Consider the following 14,916-nt stretch of genomic DNA (forward strand, 5'->3'; position numbering starts at 1 on the left):
GAGCCACACTTCGCGCCCGTCGACCAGGATGTGGCCGCGCTCGATCTCGGCCATGCCGAAACAGGCGAGGAACAGGTCGAGCTGACCCATGCCCTGCAATCCGGCAATGCCGAGGATCTCGCCCTTGCGAAGGTCGAAACTGACGCCGTCGAGCTTCCTCCCGGCTTTGAGATCGCGCACGCCGAGCACCGGCGGACCGAAGGCGGCCTCGCTTTCTGGTTTCGGCGGGAAGGTCTGGGCGATGCTGCGGCCGATGATCTTTTCGATCACCTCACCATCCGAAACATCCGCAACCGGCGCGGTCACGATGTGGTGGCCGTTCCTGAGAATGGTCAGCGTGTCGCAGAAGGCCCGCACCTCGCGCATGCGATGGGTGATGAACACGACCGTGATACCGGCCGCTTTTAACTGCGCGATGATGGCGCCCAGCCACTCGACATCGCCACCCGACAGCGTCGAAGTGGGCTCGTCGAGCAGAAGGATGCGCGGCTTGCGATAGAGCGCGCGCGCGATTTCGATCTTCTGGCGGACGGCGAGATCGAGCGTCGCTACCTCGGCATCGAGATCGACCGTAAACCCCAGATCGGAGATGTGCTTGCGGACTGCTTTGCGCGCGCTCAGTCGCCTGATCAGGCCGATCGGACCGACGGGCGCGTAAGGCAGCAACATGTTATCGAGAACGCTGAGATCGCGTACCAGGGTCATTTCCTGGAAGGCTGTCTGCACGCCTTTGGCGTGCGCGGCGCGCGGCGAACCGAGTGGCGCCGGTTCGCCTAACAGGGTGATTTGCCCGTCGTCGGGCCGTACCAGCCCCGACAGCAGCTTGACGAGCGTGGACTTGCCCGCACCGTTCTCTCCAAGCAAGGCGTGCACGTTGCCGGAAGTGATCTCGAAGGATACGTCATCGAGGGCGACTGTTGCGCCAAACGCCTTGCGGACGCCCTCTATGCCGACAGCTGTCGAATGCGCTGACATCATGATCCCAGTCCCGGCCTGCATGAAAGGTACGTGGACCGCCTCGAAAGCACCCCACGCCCACTTCGGAGGGCCTACTCCTCGGGCTGGCCTACAAGGGCGGCCGCGAGACCGATTTCGGGTGTCTGATCGGAGAAGATCGAGGCGAACCAGCCTGGGTTCGAGACCAGCGACGGTTTGAACGCGTTGCAACCAGCCTTCATCTCCGCCCAGGTGCCCTCGTCGCAAAGCTTTATCGTCTCGTTGGTGACGACAGGCAGCGGCAGGATCGTCTTCTTGGCAACGTCCTTGCCTTCAAGCGCCTCGACGGCAAGCTTGAGAGCGAGTGCCCCGGAATAAGGCGGCGAGGCGTAGGAAATGCGCGAGGCGCCGAGCGGCGCATAGGGAGACGTCGCGCCCTCGACCTCCGTGCCCTCCGGCAGCATCTGGATACGCCCGCCATTGGAACCCTCGCCGGCGCAAGGCAGGAGTTCGCTGGTCGTCTTGCCGGCCTCGAGCTGCATGGAATTGGCGGTGAAGCAGCCGACCTGCATCCATAGCCCGTTGATGTCGTCCCAGCTGCGCGTCGCCAATATCTTGGAAAGTTCGGTGCGGGCCACCGCCTGGCTCCACATACCGACAGCCTCGCCGACGATCTTGATATCGGGATGCTTGGCAAACACCTCCTTCGCGGCCTTGGTGCGCAGATCATCGACGGAGGTGCCGGGGACGCCGGTCACCGCGATGATGTTGCCTTTGCCATTAAGCTTCTTGACCAGCCACTCCGCCGTCACGCGGCCAGCCTCCTCCTGGTCGATATGGACATTGTAGGCGCAGGGCTCGGTGATCTCGGCATCATAGGCAAACACCTTCACGCCCTTATCGCAGGCGTTCTTCACCACTTGGTTGAGCGCTGTCGGCGAGATCGGGAAGATCACGATGGCTTCGGCGCCTGCCTGCACCATCGCATTGATCTGCTGGATCTGGCGCTGTGCGTTCGGCCCCGCCACCTGGACCTGGAGGTCCACCTTGTCGGCCATGCTCTTGTGCGACGCCATCGCCTTGACCATGTTGGCGGCCTCGGCCTGCCAATCATTGCCGATGAAGCTCATGCTAAGAAATATCTTGTGCTTTCCGGCCGCTTCGGCGGCGGACGTACCAAGAACGCAAACAGCTATGCCGGCAAGCAGCGCAAGCCGCCGGCCTTTTGATCCGATACCCATTCGAAACTCCTCCCAGTTCAGACGACCGAATGCCTCCCAAGGGTACGAGACGTACGCCTTGTCATCCGATGCGGCTGACCGTATCATGATTTGATCAAAGATCAATGATGAAATGGCTGAGAGGCAAAAGCTGGACACGCGGGCGCTTGACGCGGCAATTCGAACCTTGCATTCCGGGCACAGGCGCCGCGGATGACAAGAGCGTCGCCCGAACGGGGGAAGGTTGGCAGAAATGGCTGGGGCGGCATTCAGGAAGCCGGGCGTCGAGATCACGCCGCTGTCCAGGGAAACCCTGCAGGACAGGGTTTACCGGCACGTTACCGAGTTGATCCTCGACGGCAGCATCGTTCCAGGTGAGATGGTGACGGTGCAGAGCCTCGCAGACGCTTTCGGCGTCAGCCCGATGCCGGTTCGCGAGGCACTGCGGCGTCTGAGCGCCGCCAACGCCTTGATGGTGGTTTCGGGCCGTTCGATCGGTATCCCGGCATTAAGTCGTGCGCGGCTTATCGATCTCCGGAACGTCAGGTTCGAAATCGAGGCGATCGCCGCCGCATGGGCCGCAGAACGCATTGACGATCACGGCGTGATGCTGCTGGGCCAGCATCTGGAGGCACTCGAGCAGGCCAATGCCGCCGGCGATGTCAAATCCTATCTCAGGGCCAATTACGCCTTTCACTTTTCCATCTATCGGGCCGCGGGCTCGGAAAACATGCTCAGCATCATCGAGAACCTGTGGCTGCAGATCAGCCCCTATTTCAACATGCTGCACGATTCTGGAAACTATTCGACCGCCAATCAGCACCATCAGCAGATGTTTGCAGCGCTGCGAGACCGCAATGCGGAAGCGGTCCGGGCCGCGGTTCGCGCTGACATCGACGCGGCTTTCACAGTGCTGATCAAACTACTGAAGTAACGTTCCTCGAAATCGCGCCGACACGGCGGCGAGCCGCCGCTAAGATGCTCCGGAGATCCCGGTCGGATTAGTTCTCTAGCGCGGTCCATCCCTCGCGCGCGGCGCGCACGGCACTGGCGCAACTGGTCCTCGATGGAGGCGTGGCGCTGGTTCTCGGAGGAATAACGGGCCTAAAGGCAATACGGGACATGGGCTGGCTCCTATCGTTACGGGCCGGGGGCGCGCTCCCTACAGGGTGTATGGTTGGCGTATCCCAGGATCGTCAGGTGGAAGGTCTTTGGTATTGCGGGTCACTAGCAAGCGTCCGGCGGTTTGCGCCGTAGCCCATATCACCGCGTCGGGCAGCTTGATGCGATGTGCTCGCCGCAGCGCTACTGCACGGTTGGCGATCTCCTCGTCCAGAGCGATGACTTTGAAGCCTTCGACGAAAAGCCGGGTCGGCTCGACCAGATCGGCGTTTGCGGCAACCATCACTTCCATCCAGGTGATGATACTGATGGCACGGCTCTCGAAGCGCTCGATTTCCTCGCGGGCCTGGGGGACGGCGTTCAGATGGTCGGTGAGGATATTGGTGTCGAAAAGCGCGCCTACCATTCGCGGCGCACTTTCTCCTGATAAGCCAGCCCATCAACGTTGCGCTTACCCCACAGGCCGAAGCCATCCTCGACCTGTTCGCGATGATGGCGGTCGAGATAATCGTCTATTGCCGCTCGTATCAGGGACGCACGGGATTGGCGCGCCCGTTTGGCAAGTCTGTCGAGGGCCTCAACCCGGGCATCGTTCATGTCGATAAGGGCTCGCATCGCACACTCCCTGATATGGCTTATACATATCATATGCTACGCAACTTGTAATCGCGTGCCGTGCGGGCCGGCCGGGCTCTGTCGGGCAAAGCCTAACGCCCAAACCTGATAGTCTCGGCCCGCAGGGCAAGCGCGGTTTGTGAGGCGACTAGTCCCGCTTTGGCACAATCGGATTGGCATCTGAGTTGCCTAGCAAGACTCGCTGGCGTGTAGCTACTGGGCGCACTCAGGAGGTGGAAATGGTTTTGGCCCAAGATTTGTCTGATGTTGCGCTCACATTCGACTGTCCGAATTGCTCGCATCCGATTGTAAGGAAGGGCTCTGCGATAAGAACGATCGCGCATTTCATATGCGACGGGTGCAAAGCCAAGGTGCCGCTCACTTATCCGCAGAAGCTAGCAATCTTCGAACTGCACAAGGGATTGGCCGGGCAGTCGCGAAAGCACGAGCTAAGAGATCGTGCGCTCGCCACCGCGGCTGGATTGCCGCCAACAAGATGACTCAGTGAGAAACGTCCAAAGTTGACGCACGGATGGGAGCGCCATGATGTGCGCCGGAAAGACGCTCTATTCCCGAGGATCGTCGGGCGAGCGATACTAGTGAAGGCGATGCAGTGGACTTGAGGCTGGTCGTGGTCAGCTCAAGACGAATCCCGCGAACAGGAGCGTAAGGAGCAGTGACAGCGGAACGGCCAGGAGACAGCACAGTTCAAAAGTGTTGTTTTGGCGCCAGCGCCCGTCCATCGTGCTGATCCCGCTTTTGTGCTTTGTCATTTGACAGCAACGGGCAGTAGCAGCCAGCGGTTCCATACCACTCGGTTCATGAAGCGCTTGCCGTGGCGTATATTAGCAACAGATTGACTACCACCAAGGCCGCTCCACCCTCATTCCATGGCGCGGATCAGCATTGGAGATGAGGTGGCAATAACCGCTACAGTTCGGCGTCGGGTTATGGAGGATCGCTTAAGTGTTTCTATCCCAAGCTACAAATTCCCGCATTCCATCAAGGACAGCACCTCGAAGGTAAAGCGAGGCCAGCAGATCGAGCTTAGAGGAGAAGTTACCCGGATCGTTGAGGAGCAAGTGACGATCGATCTTGGACCGCTGGTGACAGTTGATCTGGACAATGTCCGCCTGATCGAGAATACCGCCCACACCAGCGCAGAACGCACCTGCACGACAAGACAGGCTAGGGTAGGCCTATTCGTCATCGACTGGCCTTTGCGTCTTTCGTTCGCATGCTTCGCTTCCATTAGCATTAGCTCATATTTCGATAGCCGGCGCTGCCCCTCTAACCCCGCCGGTCAGGCCCGGCATCCTGCTGACACCCCGCCGGGTGGGTGCCGGGCCACACCCGTCCGCGATCGCCGCGAAAGATGCTTGACGCGCAGTCTTCTCACACCAGGTTTGACCCACTGGATTCGCCGGCTGCTTCTTTGGGGCGCCTGGCGGTGGCACAGAGAAGTTTCCGCGGCTCGGCAACGAAAGTTGCTTGCCAGCGGTGCGTTGATCCAAAGCTGAAGGAGCACCAGGATGGCTGACGATCACAGCAAGCTGGATCTTCGAGACCGCACCCACGTATCGGCGCACGAAGTCCATGAGGTGGAATATTTCGCCCAGCAGAATGGCGTGGCGCCAGACCATGTTCGGCAGTTCATCAGGACCCACGGGAATGACCGGGCCCGCTGAGGGAAGCTGCCAAGGCGCAGATGGCGCGTGGACTTCGGAGGGCAAGCTCGCGGTGCGTCCAGCTTTTCCACTGCTAATTTCGCCCGTTCTCAAATTTTTTCCTCCATTTCGCGCGACTCAATTAGCATCTACTTATGGAACGTCGTCACGCCCTCCGAAGAGTCAGGAACGGGTTTTGGGAGGTCTATGATATAGATGACGACGAGGTTGTCTTCACAGACGGGGTAGCTCTGACAAATTTGCAGGGGGAAGAGGCACTCGACGCCCTGGAGCTGATAAAGGGCGGATTCCTGATCCCGAGCAAGCGAAAGTATTCCCGATTCTGACCCGGCGGTGAACTGCTGTCCGACAAGGTGCGGCATGGAATTATCGCGCATTACAGATGCGCGATAATTCGTGTCGGCGCTCAGGTGGCAAGGTTTTCCGCGTATCTTACATGCGCGATATTGTTGCGCAGAGATAAGGCCGGGCGAAGCCCGCTCTCGTCGGAGATCGCGACAGCCAACACCGCTCGGATGCATTCTAAGGCTGCTAAGAGGGGCGACCTTGTGTGAGCTCACCATAAGCAAATGTTGCTAAACTTCTGCTAGGCCATGTCAGGGGACTTGGAAGCCATGCCTATTGCCCCGTGGACGTTGCGACACAGCAGCGATTGGGGCACATTCCAGGCCATGTGCAATCTCTACAACATCACGACCAGCCAGGAGGCCATGCGACAGTGGACGCGCGCCTGCGCGATATCCTCGGCAATCTCGAACCCTCCATCGACATCTATCCCAATCAGCCAGGCCCGGTGGTGCGCAACGCGCCGGACGGCGAACGCGAACTGGCCAATCTGCTGTGGGGCATGCCGACGCCACTGGAGCGGGTGAAGGGCAAGGCCGACTATGGCACCACCAACATTCGCAACCCGCAATACGGCCATTGGCAGCAATATCTCGGCATCGAGAACCGCTGCGTGGTGCCCGTCACCAGCTTCGCCGAGCCCAGCCCAGCGCCCGGCGACAAGGACCCCGAGACCGGCATTCAGCGCAACTATTGGTTTGCACTCGGCGAGGACCGCCCGCTGTTCTTCTTCGCCGGTCTGTGGACGCGCTGGCAGGGCACTCGCAAGGTCAAGGACGGCCCCGCCGATCACCAGGTCTATGGCTTCATGACGACCAGGCCCAACGCGCTGATCGCGCCGATCCACGACAAAGCGATGCCGGTGATCCTGACCACGCCGGAAGAAACCGAAGCCTGGCTGACGGCGCCATGGTCGGAGGCAAGACACCTGCAGCGCACGGCGCCCGATGACGCGCTGGTGATCGTCGAAAAACCGGCGACGCAGATCAAGTTTCCGCAGCAGGCGCCGGCGCAAGGCTCATTGTTTTAGCGCTTGAATTTCTGCAGCACCCAGATGTAGCCCTTGGGCGGATGATCCTGGTCGATGAACTGCGTCTTCACCGTCGTGTCCTTGCGGCTGCATCGCTTGCACTTGAACCTGATCGCTTCCAGCGGCTTGTTCCAGCCCACCACCTGGGCGACGTCATTCGCCCTGAAGCGTCCGACATGATAGCAGTGGCCGCATTCCACGATAAGCAGCATGTTGGCCTTGGCGGCACGCCCAACGCTGTCCATCGGCCCGGCCATGGGTTATTTCCGGGTCGCGTAATCCTCGGGGAGCGGAAGCAGGCCAAGCTCCGCCATCCGATAATCGGGCTCCTTCTCCGCTACGCTGGCCAGCACCTCATGCAATTTCTCGACAAGCCCGCAAAGCTGCCAGAACAGCTCGCCATGCGCCTTCAGATGCAGCTGCGACGACAGCACCGTCCGGCGCAGGCTCAAAGCGTCCCTGATGATCGCCTCCGCATCCCTCGCCGACAGCCTGTCGAACCGGCTTTTTCGTCTGCCCATCGCGGCTCTCCTCGATTTGTGAGCAACCGCCCCGCCTGCTGACAAATAGGAAGGCATTCCTCGCAGAGTCAATTCGCTCTTGACATTTTTGTTCCGTTTTTGTTCACTTAGCAAAGAAGGTCTGGAGCAACGGCCATGGATCACATTGTGAGACTGGACAGCCGCCAGGAGGCTGCGCTGCAGGCGACTGCCGACAAATTCATTGCCCAGCACAAGGGCGACGCGGTGAAGGCGCTCAAGGAAATGATCGTCCTCAAGGGCCACCTCCAGGACCGTCTTGACAAACTCTTGGCCCCGCGTCGGGCAAATATTAGGAGGGACGACAATGGGCATTATTCGCCTCGACGCTGAAGCCAAAGCTGAACTCCATTCTGAAGCGGTCAAGCTCATCGCCCGATACGAAAGCCCCCTTGAGACCGTAAAGGCTCTCATGGCTTACAACTGCGAGCTTGAGACTCAAATTCTGGCTTTCGCTCATCGGCACCCTGGACTGGTGGCTCTCGGTTACGACGACACGCCGCCAATCTTGGGATGAGTCATGGACGTCCGAAAGGCCCTCATGCCGCCCGACGGCTATGGGGATGACGGCGAGCGACTGAGGATCCTCGAGCGGCAATGAGCCCGGACGGTCGCGACAACTAGGGCCGGCCAGCCGGTGATGAAAGCTAGCTTGTTTTGCAGCATGACGGGGTCGAATTGACGATGCAGAACCTTATCAGCTTTTTGGAAACCAACTCCGCGCTGATGCTGGCCAACCCGGCCGCCTTTGCCAGTTTTGCTGTTCTTTTCGGAGGAGGCGGATTTGCGGTCGGCCGCTATTTGTTGACCGAGCGTCTCGCCAATCTGGAAAGCCGCATTGCCAGGCGTGATGAGGAAATCACTGAGCTAAGAACCAGGAAAGTACAAGATGACGAGCCGCCCATGGTGCCCATAGTCGGCACTGTTGCAATAGGTCCACTCAGTCGAAGCGACCCTGTAGCTCTGGCCATCGGACGAGCCCAACGCACCGGCCCGGCAACAGCAAATGAAAGACGACGAGCATACTGAAGGCCAGCCATCCTCTGCAAAAAGTGCGGAAAATGATTGTTTACCGCCTTCGACCCACGATAGCCGCAGCCTTGGCCAACACGATCCAGCTGAGCAGCAGAGCGAAGGCCGGATGCCATGCACCGAGTTATGCCAATGACACGCCAGTCTGTTGCTGAAGATCTCGAACACGCAGCTCAGCGCATAGCCGACATGTCTCGCGCGGATTTGCAGATCCTCCTGCGTCGCGCTGCTTTGATGCTCCGAAACGTCGGTGGTGTGCCGCTGGAGCCCGCGACCGCAGATGCACTCGATTCCGTAGCAGCCGAGATGAAAATCGGCAGGCCAGACCTTATTCAGATCATTTTGCGAGAATGGCTGGAAACCAATGCCTATTTGCCGGTTCGGACGATCGACGAGGAAAGCGAGACGGACGGGAGAGCGTAACTACCCTCAGCTAGGCTGCGGATGCATAAAAGCGAAGCGACGATCTGATGACCGCCAAGGCCATGCTCGACAAGAAGGCGCCGCTGGCACTTTCATCGTCTAACGGGCTTTGGCGCCCAGCGGCCGGCGGAGAAACTCTACAAACGTTTCAATATGCCGCAAAGCCGGTACGACATATTGACCGGGGGTCTGTATCCCCATTTCAGGAACACCGGCTCGATGATTCCCAGCACGCTCCAAGCACAACGCGAGCCTGCATCGCAGCACGCACCCCGACGATTTCAGGCCATGGCTGCGGCCTCAGTAGGCTATCTGGTGGACGAAAACTCTATGGCATTCTGGTCCGACGGAACGCCATTGGTCTAAGCCAAGCGGCCTCAAGCACTGTCGCCCAGTTCTCCCAGAGTAGTGTAACGGCACTGGCATGGCATTGAAGGAGAAGACGGTTCGGCAGGCGCCGCCTTGTCCGGTCGTTCTGACTATCAGCCCTGCCTTGGGTGGGGCGAGGCCGGCTTCTCTGCGGCGGCACGTCCGGGGAAGACCTCGACTCATTTGGTTTCTCCGTTTTTGAGGATTTGAGGAACGGTTCAGCTTGAGGACCGCGGCATGTAACCTGCGGCAATTCTCATGGACGTTTGGATCGACTATGTGTGTCTATACACAACATGAAGAGCGCCATGTCATTCACCGGCTGTTGGCGGATGGCTGGTACGAAGTGGCTCGAAAAGGAAGTCACGCCCAGTTCAAGCACAAAGCCAAATCGGGCCGAGTAACAGTACCGCACCCTAAGCGCGACATCCCGATCGGCACTCTCAAAAGTATCGAAAAACAATCCGGCGTGAAGCTGAGGTAGAGAAATGCGCAATTACATCGGACTAATCCACAAGGAAACGGACAGCGACTTCGGCGTCTCCTTTCCTGATTTTCCGGAGCTGGTCACAGCCGGCGTCAGCCTGGACGACGCCCGCGCCATGGCCGAGGAAGCACTGGCCTTTCATGTCCAGGGCTTGGTCGAGGACGGCGAGGCCATTCCCGAGCCATCCTCCCTCGAGGAAGTGATGTCGGACAAGGACAATCTGAGCGGTGTCGCCATTCTGGTTCCTTTGAAGGCCGAAGCGGCGAAGGTCGTGCGTGTCAATGTCACCATTCCGGAAGATGTCCTCGACCAGATCGACCAGTATGCGGTGCGCCACGGCTACAGCCGATCGGGATTTCTGATCGCTGCGGCGAAAAAGGTGATGCAGATCGAGGCAGCGTAGCCCCTCGAAGGTCGATTTGAGATGAAGCTCTGTGGTCCTGTTCGGTTATATTTATTCCGGACCGGAGCCGTCAGACAAAAACAACCATGTCTTATTTCGTGAGGCACGGTGCCTATGTTCCGCCGCAAATGCGACCGTACTTGGCAAAATCAGCCTGCGAATTAGTTCATAGACTTCAAGGGAGTATCAGACGATGACCATGTCCAGAGCCATTGCCGCCATGTTCGTAACCGCTGCGCTGGCAGGCTGCGCGCAGACCGAAGCACAGCAGAGAACCAGTACCGGTGCGCTGCTCGGCGCCGGCGCCGGCGCGCTTGCCGGCCAGGCGATCGGCGGCAACACCAAGAGCACGGTCATCGGCGCTGGAGCCGGCGCCTTGCTGGGTGCCGTCGTCGGCAACGCCACCACGCCGCAGCCGCGCAGCGAACAGCTTTGCCGCTATCAGGACCGCACCAGCGGCCGCATCTACACCGCGCCCTGCGACGACCGCTATTACAACGGCGATTATTGACCGTTAACGCTTCTCCCCGTCACAATTTTGGGGAGAGCGCCCCACCGGGGGTGAGGGGCGGCGCGGTTATGAAATGCTGGCACAGCCCTCACCTGCCTGTCGGCATATCTCTCTCTGGTCGAAGCTGTCGATTGGCGCCTCGTCGAGCACCGCGAGCGCCATGTTGGCGATGTCGAGCCGGGTGATGGCCATGGTTGAGGCCTCCGTCAGCATGGTTGGTCGGGGAAAACGGGGGCATGGTGCCTCCATGGCAAAAAGCCGCTTCAAGGCGGCTAGGGATTTTTTTGTGATTTGTGGCTTGGGCAGAACGTTGCACGTCTCGTGCACGCGGCCGTCACGACGCCAACCTCCCGTCAGGAAATGGATGGCACATGCTGCGTGATCGGTCTTTTTCCCATTACAGCAAGGAAGAAGGCAATGCTTCTGCTATTGCAGTTTCACGACACCGCCGCGCAACGCGGCGATGTCTTGCTTGAATTGTGTCAGCCGATGCCTGCGCTGGTCGGTATCCCTGTCTCGGCTGACTTGGCAACGGGCGCTGATTTCACCCTTCCGGCACCTCCCGCCATACCCAGGCCCTTGTCCAGGGCATCCTGAAGAGTTGGTGTATAGTAGGCGGTGTTTTCCAGGCCGCTGAAGAAGTTTATACGATGAACTTCCCCCTTCTTGCTCATGACAATGCCCGCTTTTCGGAGCACTTCCTGAACTGTTTTGTACTTCATATTCATAGTTACCTCCCTTGCCGAGACGGGCAGCATCGCCCTTTCTTGTAACTGTTTGGTGTCGTCAATTGACCAAAGAGCAACATGAATGATGTGGCGAACCGCAACATTCACATCACTCTGGCGCAGCGCAGCGGGTGAACTTGGGATTCGCCACAAGGGGCCGACGTGACTTCCCGAAGGGCGGGACGTCTGACGCCCGCCCTTCGCCGGTCAGGCCTCGGTGGTCTTTAGCCCGATGTACGTCATGTTCTTTACGCTCGAGGCCGTGCAGTCCCAATTCGCCGCCAGCGCCCGCTCGGCATCATTGGCGAATTCGCCGAGCCCAACGATAGGGACGCGCTGTTCGGCGAAGTGCTGGTGGGCGGCGTTCCCCATCAAGATGGCGCATCCCGACCTACAAGGCCAGCATGATTGACGTCGCCCGCAGCCCCAATGAGAGGGCGCTGGTGCAGCTCGAACCCGCCTGGCGGCTGGTCATGTGCCGGGCTTGACCGCCTCGAGCGCCGGGCTCCGCCCAAAGCGCTGCACCACGAAACGGCCCATCTTCTGGCCGGGCACTTCGATCAGCGTGTAGGTGATCCAGGACAGCAGGCAGACCACCGGCAGGACGACGACAGTGACGATCGCGAAGCGCAGCGGCGCCGACAATTCGTGGCCGAACTGGGTGATGACCAGAGCCGCAACCGGCTGGAGAACCAGCAGATGGATCAGATAGATGCTGAAGGAAAGCTCACCCATCAGATGGAAGAACCTGTTGGCGAGCGTCATGGCGATCTTTCTGGCCACGATGCCCGCTATTCCCGGCAGCATCCGGTAGAGGACCAGGGCAAAGAAACCCACGACGAGCGCTTCGCGCATCAAAAACTTGCCAAGCCCGTAGCCGCCGCCGAAGGGCAGCGCGGCCAGAGCCATGGCTAATGCCAGATGCATGAAAGGCCGCTTCTGCCTTTGATGGACGACGCCCGCCAGCAACATCCCACACAGGAAAATCTGCATCTTCAGCGGCAGGAACGACGGCATCGGAAAGTGCACCGATAATTGTCCCATCAAGAACACGATCGCGCTGCCGACCGCCGCAACAAGGATGCCGCTCCATATCCAGTCAAGCCTGCGCACCAGCAGCATGACCGCCGGGAATAGTGCGTAGAACTGCATCTCCAGCCCCAGGCTCCAGTCGGGCAGCGGCGTGCGATAGGCGAAATTCGGCACCAGGCCGAACAGGAACAGCAGATGGGCGCCGATATTCTTCAGGCCGCTGTCGAGATAACGCTCGGGCGCCTGCGGCGACCGCAGCAGGAACTCGTCGATGACCATCCTGGACTGGTAGAGATAAGGGCCGAGCGCCAGGGCAGCGAACAGCATGACGTAGAACAGCGGCGCTATCCTGAAATAGCGGCGGGTCCAGAATTTCAGCCAGGTTTCCGGCCTTTGCCAGGGCTCCTTGTCCTGGCGCAACTGATAGTGGAACACCATCAAGAAGCCGGACAGCATGATGAACAGATCGACGCCGAGGTCCGGTTCGACGAGGACAGGAATCTGCCAGCCGGTCAACAGCAGGCAGTGCCCAATGAGCACCCAGATCGCGGCGAGCGCCCGAAGCCCGTCCAGGCACTCGATGCGCGATGCTTCCGTCATGCCGAACTTCTCGATGGCCATGTTGCAATGCAGCATGGCGGCTGACGGAGGAATGTCAACCGTGCGGAGGGAACACGATTTGCGCTGGGTTGTTACGGAAAAACGTTCAAGGCCATGATTTGCATGCGGATGCGCATTTGTCTGGTTGACTGCCCATCAGCGCTTGACGCACGAGGCGACCCCGATCACTCCGGATACCGCTCTGCGTCTGGCCAAGTTCTTCGGCACCACGCCGCAGTTCTGGATGAACATGCAGGCCAGCTGTGACCTCGCCGTTCAAGGCCGAGCGAAGCAGGCCGAGATTGCTGAGATCGAACAGCTCCAAGTTGCTGGCTGAACAGTTTTGCGGTCGCGGCACCCGACTGGAGACGAAGCGGCCTGGAGCCGGCATGGCGCGCAGAGCCAACTAGGCGAGGCCGCATCTTAGGCACAGCATTCGCCTTCCGGTCTGCAGCAGCCGTGAATGTCATCGGTCAATCCAGCGCGCGCAGATAGCGGATGGGGCGACCGCCGGCAATCCGGTCGGCGGCTGTCGCTATGGAATTGGCGTCGATTCCGAAGTGGCGATAAAGATCACCGATTGTCCCCGACTGGCCAAAGTGCTCGACGCCGAGACTACGCGTGCGGTGGCCGTAGACTGAGCCCAGCCAGCCGAGTGCCGCTGGGTGGCCGTCGGCGACGGTGACGATCGCACAATGGGCTGGAAGGTCGGCGAACAGCCGTTCGACATGGCTTCTGGCATGAACAAGGCCGCGCTCACGTGCGCGGCTTGCCGCCGTCCAGCCTGCGTTCAACCGGTCGGCCGAGGTCACCGCCAAAAGACCGACGTCGCGACGATCCTCCGCCATCATACCGACCGCCTCGATGGCTTCCGGCGCGACGGCGCCTGTATAGGCGACGATCACCTCGGCATTCGGACCGGGATGCCGCAGCCAATAGCCGCCGTCGACAATGTCCTGCTCGACGTCCTGCGTCATGGTACGAATGATCTGCTCAACCGGGCGCGTCGAGAGCCGCAGATAGACCGAGCCGCCGGTCTCGTCGCGCAGCCAGGTGCGCTCCGACAGCACGGCGTCGCCGTCGCGCTGAATGTAGTCCAGCGCAAAACGCATGATGACGCTCAACTCATCGACGAATGCCGGCTCGTAGGCGGCTAGCCCGTCCTGCGCCATGCCGATCAACTGGGTGGCAATTGACTGATGCGCGCCACCCTCCGGCGCCAGCGTGACGCCCGACGGGGTGGCTGCAACGAGAAAGCGCGCATCCTGGTAGCAGGCATAGTTGAGCGCATCGAGGCCGCGCTGGATGAACGGATCGTAGAGCGTGCCGATCGGCAGCAGCCGTTTGCCGAAGACCGAATGCGACAGCCCGAGGGCCGACAGCAGGATGAACAGATTGTTCTCGGCGATGCCGAGCTCGATGTGCTGGCCGGATGGGCCGAATTCCCATTTCTGCGCCGAGGCTATGCGTTCGCTGCGGAACGTGTCGGCAAGCGAGCGACGCGCAAACAGGCCGCGCCGGTTGACCCAAGGGCCGAGATTGGTCGAAACGGTGACATCGGGGGATGTTGTGACGATAGCGTCGGCAAGCGGCCCGCCGGCCCGTGCAATTTCATCCAGGATCCTGCCGAAGCCGACCTGGGTGGAAACGCTGCCCTTGGCTTCCGGGCCGAGACGATCGGGGACGAGGATGCGTTGGGCGTGCCGGCGGCGTCGGCCTTTCGCGGCAAAAGGCACCGCATCGAGGAAGCGTCGGAGATCAACCTCGCCAATATCCAAGCCTTCGAAGGCATCCCACTCCCGCCCCTCGCCGATCGACATCGAGGCGCGAAAGACT

19 protein-coding genes and 2 pseudogenes are annotated in these 14,916 nt (G+C 60.2%); 10 read left to right on the forward strand and 11 right to left on the reverse strand.

The genetic code is table 11. The features are described 5' to 3' along the window. Together E5W70_RS04570 and E5W70_RS04575 are read right to left on the reverse strand one after the other, a co-directional pair. On the reverse strand, nt 1-975 hold a 975-nt coding region (locus E5W70_RS04570), incomplete at its 3' end, for an ATP-binding cassette domain-containing protein (protein WP_292654652.1). Nucleotides 976-1,049: 74 nt separating this feature from the next. Further along, entirely contained in the window at nt 1,050-2,177 is a 1,128-nt protein-coding gene (locus tag E5W70_RS04575) for a sugar ABC transporter substrate-binding protein (protein ID WP_292654479.1), read from the reverse strand. Between the two features lie 232 nt (nt 2,178-2,409). On the opposite strand from E5W70_RS04575, the gene E5W70_RS04580 reads away from it, so the two are divergent. Then, a complete protein-coding gene (locus E5W70_RS04580) occupies nt 2,410-3,090 on the forward strand; it encodes a GntR family transcriptional regulator (RefSeq protein WP_292654482.1) in 681 nt (226 codons plus the stop codon). Nucleotides 3,091-3,318: 228 nt separating this feature from the next. On the opposite strand, the gene E5W70_RS04585 is transcribed toward E5W70_RS04580, so the two are convergent. Both E5W70_RS04585 and E5W70_RS04590 read right to left on the reverse strand, forming a co-directional pair. Beyond that, nucleotides 3,319-3,684: a type II toxin-antitoxin system VapC family toxin gene (locus E5W70_RS04585; RefSeq protein WP_292654484.1), complete on the reverse strand. Its 366-nt coding sequence runs from the start codon at nt 3,682-3,684 to the stop codon at nt 3,319-3,321. Next, a complete protein-coding gene (locus E5W70_RS04590) occupies nt 3,678-3,893 on the reverse strand; it encodes a ribbon-helix-helix protein, CopG family (protein WP_292654487.1) in 216 nt (71 codons plus the stop codon). The genes E5W70_RS04585 and E5W70_RS04590 overlap by 7 nt, the downstream gene beginning before the upstream one ends. Before the next feature lie 1,532 nt (nt 3,894-5,425). On the opposite strand from E5W70_RS04590, the gene E5W70_RS04600 reads away from it, so the two are divergent. After that, nucleotides 5,426-5,581 (forward strand): DUF3606 domain-containing protein, encoded by a 156-nt coding sequence (locus E5W70_RS04600; protein ID WP_292654490.1) that lies wholly within the window; start codon nt 5,426-5,428, stop codon nt 5,579-5,581. Nucleotides 5,582-6,252: 671 nt separating this feature from the next. After that, nucleotides 6,253-6,956 (forward strand): annotated as a pseudogene (locus tag E5W70_RS04605) (SOS response-associated peptidase). Here E5W70_RS04605 and E5W70_RS04610 read toward each other — a convergent pair. Both E5W70_RS04610 and E5W70_RS04615 read right to left on the reverse strand, forming a co-directional pair. Continuing rightward, on the reverse strand, nt 6,953-7,213 hold the full coding sequence (locus tag E5W70_RS04610; RefSeq protein ID WP_292654492.1) for a hypothetical protein: 261 nt from the start codon (nt 7,211-7,213) through the stop codon (nt 6,953-6,955). The pseudogene E5W70_RS04605 and the gene E5W70_RS04610 sit on opposite strands and share 4 nt — an antisense overlap. Before the next feature lie 3 nt (nt 7,214-7,216). Further along, nucleotides 7,217-7,810, reverse strand: a complete 594-nt coding sequence (locus E5W70_RS04615; protein ID WP_292654494.1) for a hypothetical protein — start codon at nt 7,808-7,810, stop codon at nt 7,217-7,219. Here E5W70_RS04615 and E5W70_RS04620 point away from each other — a divergent pair. The 6 genes from E5W70_RS04620 to E5W70_RS04645 all read left to right on the forward strand — a co-directional run bounded on the left by E5W70_RS04620 (nt 7,803) and on the right by E5W70_RS04645 (nt 10,720). After that, the gene (locus E5W70_RS04620) at nt 7,803-8,012 is read left to right on the forward strand and encodes a hypothetical protein (protein ID WP_292654496.1); all 210 of its coding nucleotides are present in this window, start codon (nt 7,803-7,805) and stop codon (nt 8,010-8,012) included. The genes E5W70_RS04615 and E5W70_RS04620 overlap by 8 nt on opposite strands. Before the next feature lie 167 nt (nt 8,013-8,179). Next, a complete protein-coding gene (locus tag E5W70_RS04625) occupies nt 8,180-8,524 on the forward strand; it encodes a hypothetical protein (RefSeq protein ID WP_292654498.1) in 345 nt (114 codons plus the stop codon). 135 nt (nt 8,525-8,659) lie between these two features. After that, a complete protein-coding gene (locus E5W70_RS04630; protein WP_292654500.1) occupies nt 8,660-8,950 on the forward strand; it encodes a hypothetical protein in 291 nt (96 codons plus the stop codon). A gap of 646 nt (nt 8,951-9,596) precedes the next feature. Beyond that, complete coding sequence (locus E5W70_RS04635; RefSeq protein WP_292654503.1) at nt 9,597-9,803, forward strand: type II toxin-antitoxin system HicA family toxin; 207 nt, start codon at nt 9,597-9,599, stop codon at nt 9,801-9,803. Between the two features lie 4 nt (nt 9,804-9,807). Then, a complete protein-coding gene (locus E5W70_RS04640; protein ID WP_292654506.1) occupies nt 9,808-10,209 on the forward strand; it encodes a type II toxin-antitoxin system HicB family antitoxin in 402 nt (133 codons plus the stop codon). Nucleotides 10,210-10,402: 193 nt separating this feature from the next. Beyond that, nucleotides 10,403-10,720 (forward strand): YMGG-like glycine zipper-containing protein, encoded by a 318-nt coding sequence (locus tag E5W70_RS04645; RefSeq protein WP_292654509.1) that lies wholly within the window; start codon nt 10,403-10,405, stop codon nt 10,718-10,720. A 66-nt stretch (nt 10,721-10,786) separates the two neighbouring features. Here E5W70_RS04645 and E5W70_RS04650 read toward each other — a convergent pair whose 3' ends face one another. The 4 genes from E5W70_RS04650 to E5W70_RS04665 form a co-directional block, all read right to left on the reverse strand. Next, nucleotides 10,787-10,912, reverse strand: a complete 126-nt coding sequence (locus E5W70_RS04650) for a hypothetical protein (RefSeq protein WP_292654512.1) — start codon at nt 10,910-10,912, stop codon at nt 10,787-10,789. Nucleotides 10,913-11,202: 290 nt separating this feature from the next. Continuing rightward, complete coding sequence (locus tag E5W70_RS04655; RefSeq protein ID WP_292654515.1) at nt 11,203-11,448, reverse strand: hypothetical protein; 246 nt, start codon at nt 11,446-11,448, stop codon at nt 11,203-11,205. Between the two features lie 207 nt (nt 11,449-11,655). Beyond that, nucleotides 11,656-11,823 (reverse strand): hypothetical protein, encoded by a 168-nt coding sequence (locus E5W70_RS04660; RefSeq protein WP_292654518.1) that lies wholly within the window; start codon nt 11,821-11,823, stop codon nt 11,656-11,658. 96 nt (nt 11,824-11,919) lie between these two features. Further along, nucleotides 11,920-13,080, reverse strand: coding sequence for an acyltransferase (locus E5W70_RS04665; protein WP_292654520.1), 1,161 nt, complete (start codon nt 13,078-13,080; stop codon nt 11,920-11,922). Between the two features lie 145 nt (nt 13,081-13,225). On the opposite strand from E5W70_RS04665, the gene E5W70_RS04670 reads away from it, so the two are divergent. Then, nucleotides 13,226-13,417, forward strand: a complete 192-nt coding sequence (locus E5W70_RS04670) for a HigA family addiction module antitoxin (protein ID WP_292654523.1) — start codon at nt 13,226-13,228, stop codon at nt 13,415-13,417. 136 nt (nt 13,418-13,553) lie between these two features. Here E5W70_RS04670 and E5W70_RS04675 read toward each other — a convergent pair. After that, nucleotides 13,554-14,916, reverse strand: a pseudogene (locus E5W70_RS04675) (transketolase); the annotation flags it as partial.

Source organism: Mesorhizobium sp. (assembly GCF_005063415.1).
Taxonomy (GTDB): Bacteria; Pseudomonadota; Alphaproteobacteria; order Rhizobiales; family Rhizobiaceae; genus Mesorhizobium.